This is a genomic window from Thermaerobacter litoralis (genome assembly GCF_054654595.1).
Window position 1 is genome coordinate 117,594 of record NZ_BAAIES010000003.1, and the last position, 12,694, is coordinate 130,287.

At 69.2% G+C, this 12,694-nt stretch carries 14 protein-coding genes; 2 read left to right on the plus strand and 12 right to left on the minus strand.

The genetic code is table 11. The features are described from left to right. The first annotated feature begins 192 nt into the window (after positions 1–192). The gene (locus tag ACYQ02_RS01755) at positions 193–525 is read left to right on the plus strand and encodes a hypothetical protein (RefSeq protein ID WP_460038720.1); all 333 of its coding nucleotides are present in this window, start codon (positions 193–195) and stop codon (positions 523–525) included. A gap of 111 nt (positions 526–636) precedes the next feature. On the opposite strand, the gene ACYQ02_RS01760 is transcribed toward ACYQ02_RS01755, so the two are convergent. From ACYQ02_RS01760 to ACYQ02_RS01815, 12 genes are all read right to left on the minus strand, one after another. Next, positions 637–873: a hypothetical protein gene (locus tag ACYQ02_RS01760; RefSeq protein WP_460038721.1), complete on the minus strand. Its 237-nt coding sequence runs from the start codon at positions 871–873 to the stop codon at positions 637–639. A gap of 96 nt (positions 874–969) precedes the next feature. Beyond that, positions 970–3,528, minus strand: coding sequence for an adenosylcobalamin-dependent ribonucleoside-diphosphate reductase (locus ACYQ02_RS01765; RefSeq protein WP_460038722.1), 2,559 nt, complete (start codon positions 3,526–3,528; stop codon positions 970–972). 249 nt (positions 3,529–3,777) lie between these two features. Continuing rightward, entirely contained in the window at positions 3,778–5,235 is a 1,458-nt protein-coding gene (locus ACYQ02_RS01770) for an ISLre2 family transposase (RefSeq protein WP_460038723.1), read from the minus strand. Positions 5,236–5,340: 105 nt separating this feature from the next. Then, a complete protein-coding gene (locus ACYQ02_RS01775) occupies positions 5,341–6,174 on the minus strand; it encodes a hypothetical protein (protein ID WP_460038724.1) in 834 nt (277 codons plus the stop codon). A 209-nt stretch (positions 6,175–6,383) separates the two neighbouring features. After that, positions 6,384–7,076: a Holliday junction resolvase RecU gene (locus ACYQ02_RS01780; protein WP_460038725.1), complete on the minus strand. Its 693-nt coding sequence runs from the start codon at positions 7,074–7,076 to the stop codon at positions 6,384–6,386. A 5-nt stretch (positions 7,077–7,081) separates the two neighbouring features. Further along, complete coding sequence (locus tag ACYQ02_RS01785) at positions 7,082–7,522, minus strand: hypothetical protein (RefSeq protein ID WP_460038726.1); 441 nt, start codon at positions 7,520–7,522, stop codon at positions 7,082–7,084. Between the two features lie 66 nt (positions 7,523–7,588). Further along, positions 7,589–7,831, minus strand: coding sequence for a hypothetical protein (locus tag ACYQ02_RS01790; protein ID WP_460038727.1), 243 nt, complete (start codon positions 7,829–7,831; stop codon positions 7,589–7,591). Positions 7,832–7,950: 119 nt separating this feature from the next. Beyond that, the gene (locus ACYQ02_RS01795) at positions 7,951–8,172 is read right to left on the minus strand and encodes a hypothetical protein (RefSeq protein WP_460038728.1); all 222 of its coding nucleotides are present in this window, start codon (positions 8,170–8,172) and stop codon (positions 7,951–7,953) included. Further along, positions 8,111–8,722, minus strand: a complete 612-nt coding sequence (locus tag ACYQ02_RS01800) for an HD-GYP domain-containing protein (RefSeq protein ID WP_460038729.1) — start codon at positions 8,720–8,722, stop codon at positions 8,111–8,113. Before ACYQ02_RS01800 ends, ACYQ02_RS01795 begins: the two co-directional genes overlap by 62 nt. A gap of 150 nt (positions 8,723–8,872) precedes the next feature. Beyond that, the gene (locus ACYQ02_RS01805) at positions 8,873–9,283 is read right to left on the minus strand and encodes a single-stranded DNA-binding protein (RefSeq protein ID WP_460038730.1); all 411 of its coding nucleotides are present in this window, start codon (positions 9,281–9,283) and stop codon (positions 8,873–8,875) included. Positions 9,284–9,438: 155 nt separating this feature from the next. After that, entirely contained in the window at positions 9,439–10,506 is a 1,068-nt protein-coding gene (locus ACYQ02_RS01810; RefSeq protein WP_460038731.1) for a replication-relaxation family protein, read from the minus strand. A 13-nt stretch (positions 10,507–10,519) separates the two neighbouring features. Then, positions 10,520–11,419, minus strand: a complete 900-nt coding sequence (locus ACYQ02_RS01815; protein ID WP_460038732.1) for a S1 RNA-binding domain-containing protein — start codon at positions 11,417–11,419, stop codon at positions 10,520–10,522. Between the two features lie 272 nt (positions 11,420–11,691). Between ACYQ02_RS01815 and ACYQ02_RS01820 the strand changes: the two genes are divergently transcribed. Continuing rightward, positions 11,692–12,444 (plus strand): hypothetical protein, encoded by a 753-nt coding sequence (locus ACYQ02_RS01820; RefSeq protein ID WP_460038733.1) that lies wholly within the window; start codon positions 11,692–11,694, stop codon positions 12,442–12,444. Positions 12,445–12,694 lie beyond the last annotated feature (250 nt).

Consider the following 12,694-nt stretch of genomic DNA (forward strand, 5'->3'; position numbering starts at 1 on the left):
ACGCCGTCCCCCGCCCCAGCAAGGCCGCCTCCGCGCACAAAACGGCAGCCGGCCTCTCGCACGCGGCATACAGCCGACCCGGCCGGCATAGGAATGACAACAAAGTGGCAATGTAACGACAGTTGAATTGACGATCTTGGGGCAGGATCGCTAGACTGGAGGTGCAGTAAGACAATGGGAGGTGAGCGGGACATGCCGCTAGAGACGCTGCGCGAGGAGATTCGGAGCGGCTTTGACCTCGATGAGCAGGTCACGCTCACCGAGCTGCGGTCCGCGGAATGGCGCGCCAAGCTCGCCCGGCGGGGCAAGTTGCGGGTCGCCCACCGCAACGAGGTGGTCGGCGTGCTGCTGAGCAAGACGGCCTGGGAGGCGCTCCAGCGCCTCGAAGCGTACGTGGCCGACCTCGAAGAGCGGCTCGAACAACTGGAGATTGAGCAGCTCTGGGGAGAGCGGCTCGGCCATGCGCGGCGACCGGTAAGAAGCGAGGCGGAGCGGCTCCGTGCGCTCCTTGCGGAGGAGGAGTAAGCGCTGGCTGCCCCCTCCCACCGCCGCAACAATCGCCGGTTCGTTGAACAGCTCGCTCAGCTCGACGGCCTGCTCATCAACGCGGAAGACGTCTGGCACGACCTCAAGGCCTTAGAACAGGCCTTCCCCGACCCCGAGGAGCACGCCAGGGTGCTCGCCGTCATCCTCCACCAGTTGACGGTCGTGCATCGCCGCCATCCGGGCAAGCCGCTGCAGGGGCGGCTTAAGGGATGGCGGCGGCACGCCTTCCAAAGCCAGCCACAGCAAAAGGGTGCGCGTGCCGACTTGCGGATCGTCTACCGCCGGCATGACGATTCCACCGAGATCCTCGGCTTCGGTCACCGTCACGTCCCCGGCGACTTCTACCAGCGGCTGCGCGGCCGCTCGGCCGGATAAAAAAGCGAACGGCGGGGGCGGCATTGATTTCGCCGCCCCCGCCGCCGGTCAGCAGCGCGAGTAGCCACATTCCGCACACTTCACGCACCCCTCCTGGTGAACCAGGGAGGGGGCGCCGCACTGGGGACAGAGGTCCACCGCCTCGGCTTCGGCAGCTGGTCCCGGCGGGGGGCTGGCCCCCTCCGGCAACGGCTGCTCTGCGGCCTCAAGGACCGACGCCAGCACCTGGCCCACCGCGTCCGGCACGGAGCGGACACGGCTTGGGCCAAAGCCGACGGGGCTCGACCCCCCGATGCCCAGCAGCTGCCGGGCAATGACCCGGGGGTCAACGCCCGACTGCAAGGCGACCGATACAACCCGGCCCAGGGCCTCGGCCATGGCCTGGACCTCGGACCCCGCCTTGCCGACGGCGATGTAGACCTCCATCGGCCCGTGGTAGCCGGAGACGGGATCCTGCCAGGCGTTGACCGTCACGTGGGCCGTGCCCAGCGGCGTGGGCCGCTCGATGGTCTGCCCCTTCCGGGCCGGCGGTCGCGGGTGCGGCCGGCGCTGGCCGAAGGGCTCCGTCCCGGCCGGGCTCGCCTGACGGGGCTTCTTCTCCGCTCCGTCCGGACGGCCCGCCTTGCCGTCGTCGGTCGTGAGGACCTGCTCCGAGCGGCTGCCGTCGCGGTAAATGGTGATCCCCTTGCAGCCCAGCTCGTAGGCCAGCCGGTACAGCCGCTCGGTGTCCTCCACCGTCCAGTCCGCCGGGCAGTTGACGGTCTTGGAAATGGAGGCGTCGACCCACTTCTGGATCGCCGCCTGCATCCGCACGTGCTCTTCCGGCGTCAGCTGCATGGCGGTGACGAAGTGGTCGGGCAGCTCCTCGCCGGGGTGCTGTTCCCGCCACTCTTGGACCAGGCGGACTTCCTGCTCGGCCTCGCCCAGGCGGGAGCGGCGCTTGTACCGGAAGGCGAAGAACGGCTCGATCCCCGTGGAGGTATCAAGCATCGTCCCCACCGTACCGGTGGGCGCCTGCGTGAGCAGGGTGACGTTGCGGATGCCGTGCGCCAGGATCCCTTCCTGGATCGCGTCGGGCAGCCGCCGCACAAACCCGCTCGCCGCGTGCTTTTCGGGATCGCATAGGGGGAACGGGCCTTTTTCCTGGGCCAGCTCGATACTGGCCCGGTACGCCTCCTCGGCGATGAAGCGGTAGAGCCGGTCGCAGAAGGCTACCGCCTCCTCCGAGCCGTAGCGGATGCCAAGGCGGATGAGCAGCTCCGCCAGGCCCAGGGTGCCCAGCCCGATCCGCCGCTCGCCCTTCTGGACCCGCTCGTTCTCCCGCAGAAAATACGGTGTGGCGTCGATGACGTTGTCGAGGAACCGGACGGCCACCCGCACCGTCTGGCGCAGCGCCTCCCAGTCCACGTCGTTCCGCCCGGCGTCGTAGTGCCGGCCAAGGTGGACGTGCCCGAGGCAGCAGACGCCCCATTCGGGCAGCATCTGTTCGCCGCAGGGGTTGGAGCACGGAAGACGGTGGAGATACCAGGCGTTCGATTCCGCCTCCACCCGGTCGACGAACACCACCCCCGGCTCCGCCGACGCCCAGGCGGACTCGCAGATCGCCCGCCAGATCGCCCGCGCCGGATGGGTGGCGTAGACGACCTTCGGCAACCCGCGCCGCTCCCAGTCGTCGAAGTCCCCCCGCCAGAGCCGGTCATAGTCCGGGTGGGTCGTGTCGGGGAACCACAACGTCCACTCCCGGTCCTCCCGGACCGCCTCCATGAAGGCGTCCGTCACCCGGACCGAGATGTTGGCGTTTTCGACCCGGCCGGCATTCCGCTTGGCGTACAGGAACTCCAACAGATCGGGATGCCGGCAGTCAAGTTGCAGCATCAAGGCGCCGCGCCGTGCCCCGGCCTGCTCGATGAGCCCCGTGGCGTAGGAGTAGATCTCCATCCACGAGACCGCGCCGGAGCTTCGGCCGTTGACGCTCCGCACCGGCGCCCGGAAGGGTCGCAGGCTTGAGACGTTGATGCCGACGCCGCCGCCCCGGGCCATGATCTCCATCATCTGGCCCAGGGTCTCGACGATGCCCTGTCGGCTGTCATGGGGCGACGGGATCACGTAGCAGTTGTACAGGGTGAGTTCGGACCCCGTCCCCGCTCCCGCCAGGATGCGCCCGCCGGGGACGAACCGGAATTCGCCGAGCACCCGCGCAAACTCGCCCTCCCACCGCCGGCGGCGTGCCTCGTCAGGTTCAACCGCCGCAATGGCGCGGGCCACGCGCTGGGCCACCTGGGCAAAGGCCGTCTCCACGGGCCGGTCGCAAGCCATGGTGCGAAATTCGGCCGCCCGGCCCCGCTCCGGCCCCGTGAGGATTTCGGCGAGCACCGTTTCGCCACGCACCGCAAGGACCCGGCCGATCTCCTTCTGGGACCACTTCCGGTCCTCCACGACGGGCAACACGACAAGGTCGCCGGGCTCAAACGCCCGCTCCGGATCCTTCTGCGCGTAGCGATCCAAGAAGATCTTCCAGCCCATCTCCGTGGGCAGGCCTCCGAACCGCTCGCCAGTCCGGGTCCGGCCGTTTCGGGCCGGACCGGCCAGCACCCTCGCTTCGTCCATTGCAGCCGCCTCCTTCCGGCGGACCCGCATTGCCCGGCGCCCCCGCCAAAAGACAAAGCGGCCGCCTTTCCACCGAGGGAAAGACGGCCGCTTGAGCGGTCGCGTCCGAGCGGGTGCCGGTTTGCCCGGCACCGGGTCCGGGTCGTTCTTGTCCTCAGGCTATCGCGCCACGGTCACGGCTGTCAAGCCGGGCCGCTGCCTGCGACCGCGTCAAGCTTCGATAGGCGGATCCCCCGGTCGGTTTCTCCGTTATGCCACAGAGGGGCTTGCCAGGCGGCGGAGCACCCGCACCCACTCTCGGTCCGAGTGCGGCCCGTAGAGCGCCGGAATCCGGGCTCGCAGCCACGTGGCAGCCTCTTCGAGTTCCGCCAGGGACGGCGGGTGGCGGAGGACCGCGCGTTGGGGCGCCGACGGGGCGGGCCCCCCATGGCGCCGACGCCAGGCCGGCCGGGTAAAGCGGTCGAGTTCGTTGTTCGCTCGAGCCGCCAACAGGCGGGCCAGGTGCCGGGCCCCTCGCTCGCTCCACGCTGCCCCGCGCCGCTTCATCCGCCGAGCGAGCACGTGATAGTTCTCCGCCTCGATCGCGCCCAGCCGCCGGGCTTCCGGGTTCGCGACGATGCCGTCCCAGTGGTTCTTCAAGTACTGCTTCAGTTCTTGGACACGCTCGCGCGCTTCGCCCCGCGCCCGCCGGGCAGCGGCTTTCAGGATCGCCTCCACCTCGGCCCACGGCTTGCCCTCGGTCAGGGCCTCCGCCAGCTGCTGGTGGGCTTCCGCGTCGTGCCGCAGCCCCCGCCGCATGGCCCGTTTCAGGTGGAACGGATCGAGGCGATACGAAGCCCGCGGAAGGTACTCCAGCACCTTGCGGATCCACGGTGCCCCGTCGCCCCCCACCGTGCACTGGCCGACCCGCGACCAATCCCACTCCCCTGCAAAGGCCGCCAGCGCCTCCTCGATGGACGCCGTCCCTTCACCCACCGTCACGTGCACCCGCCGGTTCTTCAGCACCGTCCGCCCGCGCGCATCGGTCGCCTTGCCCTCATACGCCACGGCATGCATCAGCGCGATCCGCTCTTTCTTCCCATCCGGCCCACGACGGCGGCCCCGGACGAGCAACTCGTCAAACTCCATGTCCACGGCCGCCGCGGCCCGGCGCCCGGCCGGAACGTCGCCCCGATCAAAAACCGCGTTCCGCTGCGCTTTGGCCTCCCGGTCCGCGAGGGCCCCAGCCGCCTGGACGTCCGCCCACAGGGCCATCGGGCTCAGCCGCACGCTCCCGCACGTCACCCGCTCCAGCCATGCCGCCGCGGCCCCAAACGGCACCTGGGTGCACAGCTCCGTCCCCAACTCCCGCACCAGGGGGGAGTACCGCTGGCGCGGCTCCAGCCCCAGCATCTCATCGAGCAAAAACCGCCGCTCCCCGCTGTGCCGGTCCTTGTAATACCGCCGCTCCCACCGGATCTCCCCAAACCACGTCAGCAGGCTACGTGCCTGCCGGTTCACCGACTTCCACCGCTGCCGATCCCGCTGCTCCATCAGCTGCTGATCCAGCGCCTCTAGCGCCGTGGCCAGAAGCTGCCGGGCCGCATCCTGCGTCCCCTGGGCCACCTCGTATTCCAGCGCCCGAAAGTCCGGCGCCTCCCGAAGCGCCTTCTCCACCACCTGGGCCAGCCGCAAGGTGATCTCAAACAGTTGGCGAAATACCCACATGAGAGACCTCACCTCCACCTTGAGCGGGGTGAACCGTTGTCCCCCGTGGGACAACCTGGTGAGGTCTCTCCTTCGTTTTTGGACCTCCCAGCACCTACCGAAACTTTAGGCAGTCGCTGCCTGCCGAATCTCCTGCAGCGCCATCGCCTCCATCCAGGGCACGATGTACGCCCGCAGATGGTAGGCCACCTTCCGGGCCTCCGCCTCACCCATCAGGATCGACACCTCGCCCAGCTTCTGCTCGGCCACCGGGCTGATGCGGCCGTTGCTTTCGACCCGGCCGCGGTAATGGGCCACGCTGAAGATGTAGGGATTCTGCTTCGACCCGTCATAGGCCAGCGTGAGCACCCGGGCGATGGGCCCGTCGTCGCCCTGCGGCGAGCCTCCGAAGATCCGCAGCGCTTGGCGTCCGGCCGGATAGCGTGTGGCGAAGGTGCCCTGCAGGATCGAGTCGGCCACGTCGAGCGCCACGACGGGATCGCAGTAGGCGTACAGCTGGGTCGACGGCGCGGTGCCGCCATGGGTCCCCACGATCCACAGAATCTTTGACGCCTTCCACTCCCCGTCCGTCCGCAGCCTGGACTGAATGTCAAGCAAGCGACTGGCCGTAAAGATCCGCACGATCTGGGGCCATGACGGCCGGACCCCTCCCGGCGCCGCCCGCGGCGCCCGGGCCGTCTTCGCGGGTTGGGGCCGGGCGGTTGTGGCCACAGCAGAGGCGGTTCCCGACACGGCGACCGGCCGCATACCAGCCGGCGCGGCGGCCGGGGCGGACGGCCGTTCCGCCGTCGCGGGGTGCGGCCGCACCGTGTTGCGCGGTCCCGCCACCGCCGGCCGGTGCACCGCCCCCTGCCCCGCCCGGGGCGATGCGACCGGTTCCGGCTCCGGCGGCGGTTCCATCTGCTCCCACCAATTCCCCTCCCACAAAGCCTCCGCCATGGCCACCACCTCCTTCAGGGACGAATGTCCCTTGCTTGGTATTTTATCACAGTGTTGTGCCAGTGTGCCCGCATTCGTCCCGAAGCACAGCAAGAACGTCCAGGTTTACGGCTCCGATCGGGCCGCGTTTGGGATCACCGATCCGGCCCTGGCAAGGCCGATGCCGCCGAAGCCGTCCGGCTAGTTCTCCGTGAACGGAAAGCCGGGCGTCACGGATGGTGTCGTCTACAATGGCCCGGCCCCTCCGATGCCGCGCTGCCATGGCAATGATCCGGGAGACGCTCACCGAAGGTCGCTGACCGCAAGCAGATTGCCCGCTCCCCGGCCGCGGCGCGATCCATTCCCAGCCGAAGAGCGGCGAGCAGATCGAGACTCACGCCTTGCCCAGACTGTAAGCGAGTCCCCCAGGATTCGGCCTCCGCCCGGCTGATGCTGGCCCGCCCGCCGGCACGGCGCCGGGCCACGGCCGCGGCCACAGCGCGCCAGGGCAGCCAGACCACGGCCCCGTCCCGGACAAACTCCAGTACCAGCCCCGCCGCGATCCCCATGCGGTCGGCATCCTCCAAGAACCGTGCCTGCACAGGCGGCAGGTGATCCAGCGGCCAACTCGCCCGCCTTGTGCTCTTGGCGTCAAAGGCGACCGGTCGCCAGGCACCGCTCGCTTCCCGAAACACGCCGAAAAAATCGACGGCGGGTTCGCCGGCCGGCCGGACCCCCCGGATCGGCCGGCCCGCCAGGCCAAGGGCCTCGGCCAGCGCGTCCTGCCGGGAGCGGGGATCCCGGACCGGTACCCACGCCGTCGGAATTTTGAGGATCAGGGCCTCCCCCCGGGTACGATACACCGCAAGGCTTTGGGCCAGCTGGGCCTCGAGGGCTGCGCCGCGGTGGGCTGCGGGATGCAAGACCCTCACGCTCCCAGCCGCTCGAACCGGGCGGCCGCCTGCAAAAGCTCCATCCGCGGGCCCCGCACCAGAGGCAGCATCCGCCCCGGGACCAGCACGGTCACCAAAAGCTTCTCGTCCGGCAGCACCACGCCGATGACAGGCTGAGGTTCCTCGGTAAGCAGGACATAGCGCTGCAGGATGCCCCGCCGGCGGGCATGGGCCCGTGCAAGGGCCCGCTGGATCTCCGGTTGCGTTCCCAATCGCTCGGCCGCCTCACGGGCATCGATGCACCGCACGGCCGTCATGTGGGCCCGGAGCCAGTGCAGCGCCTCTTCGAGCGACGTGCCCATGCGCCGTGCGGCCTGGCAAAGCGCATGGCTCGAAATCGTCCAGGTGCTGAGATCGGCCACCTGACCGGGCTGCATGATCGCCTTCGTCGCCTTCCGGTTCACCTTCCTCGCCATCGCGATCGCCCCCTTTGGCCGCTGCGTCGTCCCCCCATTCACGCCGTACGATCTTCCTTCCGCACGCTAGCGCCGGAGCAGCCCTGCGCCGTCCAGCTTCAACGCCATCCGGAGCTGGCGCGCAAAGTCCGGATCCTCCACACCCAGGGCCCGGGCAACCGCCACGGGGTTGGGTTGTACCCGCATCCGGATGCCCACCCGCTCCGTGGTCGCCTCCGCCAGTGCCTCGGCCTCCTGCAGGGTATCGGCCGTGCCGATCACACCCCGAGGGCCGCCGGCCAGCACGACCCACCGCCCGTTGACCGTCACGCCCATCACCTCCTCGGCGCGCTGGTACCACCTGCACCACCGTTGCCAAATCGTGCTTGCATTATAGCACTGCAACTGGGTGCAATTCTTGCGTCCTGGAATCTGCTGTCAGGCCTCTGTCAGCTCTGGAACGCCACGGCGAGCAAATCCCGCGGGATCTTGACGCCCACTGTGATCTCGCTGCTGCTTCCGGCCGGCACCACCGCCAGCTCCCGGCGGAGCCGCTCGGCGTCAACGGTCCAGACGATCTCCAGGCGCCGTGCGCCCGCCCCATCGCCGTCAGGACGCTCCAGCCGCCAGGCCCCAAGCCCCAGGTCGTAGACCAGTCGCACGATCATCACGCGCCTCCGCCTCCTCCACCAGCTCCGGCAAAAGATCGAGCCAGTACGGATCGAGCGCCCCGCCGGCATCCCCCGCCGCCATCAGCCGCAGGGCTGCCGCGGCCGACTTCCCCGGCCGCCACGGTCGCGGCTCGCTCAGGGCCACGAAGGCATCGGCGACGGCGAGCAACCGGCCCAGGGGGCTTAGCTGCGCACCCTGCCGGCCAAAGGGATAACCCACGCCGTCTACGCGCTCGTGATGCTCCTGCACGGCCCGGATCACCACCGAATCCTCGAGGCCCGCCTCCGCCAAAAAGACGGCGCCGACCGAGGGGTGCGCCCGGATCACCTCCCGATCCAGCACGCTCAACCGCCGCGATGACGACCACAGTTCGAGGTGGATCCGCATCTTGCCGATGTCGTGCAGGTAACCGGCCAGCGCGGCCTGGCGCGGGTTGAGCCCGCCGCGCCGGGCCAGCTGCGCAGCCAGCGCCGCCACCGCCCGGCTGTGCTGGCGCAGGTCGGCTGGCATCTCCCGGATCGCCTCGCGCACGGCCTCGGGTATCGCCATCGCGTTTTCACCCCCTAAACTCAAAAAGGGGGTTGCCGCAATGCGGCAACCCCCGCGACGGTTCGTTCTTTTGCAAGTCTTGTTCAGATCACCTGTGTAAGGCCACTTTAACAAAAAAGGCGGCCGGGCGCTAGACCCGGCCGCCCATCATCAGAAGGGGACTTCGTCGCCGGCGTCCCCAAACACATCGGGGACGTCGGCGGGCAGATCGCCGGCCGGTACCGGCGCCACCGAAGCCTCCCGGGGCGGTCGGTCGAGGAACCGGACGTCATCGGCCACCACCTCGGTCACGCGCCGGCGCTGGCCGTCCTGAGTCTCATAGCTGCGCACCTGCAGCCGGCCCCGCACCGACACGAGCCGGCCCTTACTCAGATGGTTCGCACACGCCTCGGCCTGGCCACGCCAGGCCACGATGTCAATGAAATCCGCCTCGCGCTCGCCCTGCTGGTTGGTGAAGGGCCGGTCGACGGCCAGGGTAAAGGTCGCGACCGCGACCCCGCCGGGCGTGTACCGTAGCTCGGGGTCGCGCACCAGGCGACCCACGAGGACCACGACGTTCATCTTCCGCACCCCCTTAAAAAAGTCAAAACGCCCCGAGGCCGTGGACGTCACCGCGGCTTCGGCCGCGGCGGCAGCCGGCCGTTGGGGCCGGCGAAGTCCTGCGCCTCAGAGCGCCTTTGGATCAGAATAGCATGGCGGCCTCGGTACTGGCAACCTTACCCTTTCAGCTGGTCGGTCACCGCCGGATCGACATCGCCGTCAAGCCCCGGCACCTCCGCAGGCACGGCCACCAGCGCGTCCCCTTCCACGGCCGCCATGTACAGCCGGCCCGTCGGGCACTGCCGGGAAAAGAGCTGGGCATCATCGATCCACACCCGGGCGATGCCGTCCTCCCGATCGCTGCCCAGACCGCGTTCCCACAGCAAAGCTTCCGCCTCAAGCGCCTGCTCGGGCGTTTCGGCCACGAGCCAGAGCAGCGGAATCGCCTCGCCCGCTACCTCTTCCCGCGCCCAGCGCTCCAGATGCACAACGCGGTCCGGCAAGAGGACGACGTCGCGGGCGCCGCGGAGCACGTCGACGAAGACGGTATAGGCCGTCGTCCGGTCGACGACCCAGCCAAACCGGGCGGCATAAAGCAGCGTCTCGCCGCCCGCGGTGACTTCGGCGGCGGTTTGCCATCCCTTGAGGCGCCGGCGCCGGTCCCGCGCAAGCCAGGACCAGATCTCGTTGGCGCACAGAAACCGCAACACGGCCCGGGTGTCCCGCACCAGGCCCGGCCGCTGCCGGACGGAGCTGCGCACGATGTCCAGCAGCTGGCGGCCGCTCGGACCGAGGACATAGACCGGCATGTAATGCGATTCGGGCACCTCGAGCCCGTTCTGCCCCCAATGCCAGCGCGAGATGACGCCGATCTCCTGCAGCCGGTCGAGCAGCCGCTTGACCGACTTGCGCTGGCGCGTCTCGGGCCAGAGGGTGCGCCAGAGCTGATGCCGGGCCAGGGCATGGCACACGCCCAGGCATTGGACGATCAGTTCGGCTTGCCGGGCGATCGGCGCCTGTTCTAGAAACTCCTTCAGGCGCCGGTCCGACCAGCGGGTCTGCAAGCCGCTCACCCAAGAGTTATAGCCGTCCTGCCAGACGAACGGCCGTCGCAGCCCGCCGCTCTCCTCCGCCCGTTCCGCTTCCGCCGGCGGGGCCGCCGTCGCCGCGGGCGCCGCCCGTGCCGCATCCTCCAGGCGGCCGTCGGGGCGGATGCCCACCACGGGCAAGTGCAGTTCGTCCACGCTGCCCCCTCCCCTAGACCTGCACGGGCAACTCGTCGCCGCCCTCGCCGGGCGCCTCCCGCATCTTTCCAATCAGCCGCACGAAGATCCGCCGCCGCTCGGGCAGGATCCGGGCAATGCGTACGCGGCACCAGTCGCCCACCGCCAGGTCGAGATGATTGGGGCGGGTGGTCCCCGCCAGCGCACCGACGCTGAGCCGCAGGATGACCCGGTTGCTGTCCGGCCTGACGGCCACGACCTGCGCAGCGGCCACCCCGCCGACCCGCAAGGACTGGGTGACCTCATCCCAGGACATCTGCCGGGCCCGGCGGACAGAGAGGATGGCCCGCCCCGTCTCGGGCATCATCCGCAAGATCATGCAGTGGAGGACCTGGCCGCGCTCCACCACATCCTCCGCCCGCTCGGTGTACCCGTCTTCCAGCTCGGCGATGGGAATGATCCCTGTCACGCCACCGGGGAGCTCCGTGTAGACCCGCCGATCGCCAATGCCCCGCACGCGGGTTTCGATCGTGTCGCCGACCCGGTAACCGACAAAAAAGTCCTGACCGGCTTCGAGCTGGAACGCCTTGCGCGAACAGATCGCGTACTCCTCGCCGGTCACCTCATCCCGGTACATCTGGATGACCCGGAAGTTGATGAGCCGCCCGATCCAGCCGACAAGCTGCTCTTCGGTGACCTCGCGCCAGGCGTCAAACTCATGCCAGCCCATCACCGCGAGCCGGCGCGGCACGCCCACGTCAAGCCAGATCGTGCGGGTGTCGGGGTCGATGTACTGGACCATGGCCTGCAGGGTCGCTCGCTCGCGATCCCCCCGCTGGCCCGCTTCGTAGGCCTCGCGCAACCGGGCCAGGACCGCGTCCGCCGTCCCACCCAGCCGGGCGCCCACCGGCAGCGCATCCGCCTGCAGCGACACGGGCATCCCCTCCTGTAACGGCAAAAGGGGCGGTGCCCCGCCGATCGCGGGGGCACCGCCCCTCAAAGGCCGGAATCAATTGTCAACGCCATTACACCATAGCGCATGCGGCCCTGTCAAACAACCGTTGTTCCCGGCGGCCTTAAATGAAATGCCCGCTCGGTCGACCCGGCGGGCAGCTGTGGCGGGACCGCTTGCGGGCCGTGGGATATATAGATATATTGATAGCCAGATAGCCGACCGGGTGTCGGCCCCCGTGGGAGGTGGCAGCCGTGGCGAAAGAGGCCGTGCTCGTCAAGATGGACCCGGTGCTTGCGCGTCGTCTCAGGATCCGGGCCGCCCAGGAGGGCATCACCATGTCCGCCCTGGTCGAGCGGGCGCTGCGAAAGGAGCTCGATGGGATGGACCTGCACGATGCGTTTGCCCAGCATCTCGGCTACGCGACCTGGAATGACCTCCTGACCGCGTCTGAACAAGTCGCCGCCGAAGGCGATGTCGGCTGGTACATCACGCGCCTTCCGGACGGCCGCTGGGCCGCCTGGGACGATGCCGAGACTGCCGCCGATCGGGTGAGCTTACACGCCACCCGGGACGACGCGGTGCGGTACCAATGGAGCGGTTGGGAGAATTCCCTGGACGGTCGGCCCGAAACGGATCGGGTCCGCTGGCTTGCGGGCGTCCCCCAGGGCGTGCCGTCGCTCGCCGATCTCTTTGCTCGGGCCGCCAAGGCCGGATGCAGCCTGCTGGACGCGGCCGGTACCCCTCTGACGGCAGAGCACGTGGACGAACTGGGCGGGACCACCCTGCCGGTCCGGATTGCCTGGTACGACGAGCCGGAGCCGCTGGTGAGCGAGGGCGATCCGCCGCGCCTGCACCCGCGCTGGCAGGGCACGCCATGCAACTGGCGTTCGGCTCGGGTCGCCTGGGAGGAATCCCGGGCTCAAGTCTGGGGTGAAGTGGTGGCCGGCACCGCCTGGTTCGCCGTGGTCGGCGAGGCGGACCCGCGGGCCTTATGGCGATCGTGAAGGGGGTGTGGACGGGATGGAAGACCTGCTTCGCAGGCAATCCCGGAGGAAGCAGGAAGCCGGCGCCGGCTCATCGCTGGGCAAGACCGGCACCGTCGATCCGTGAGGATCGGCTGCCTGAAACAGATGTCGATGTTTCAGGTAACGGATGATTGACCTGGGCCGGGCGCAGGATTGGATCAAGCAGACCGGACTAAAGGTTGAGCGGAACTAGCCTCTCGACCACAACCCACATCCCGCACAAGGCAGG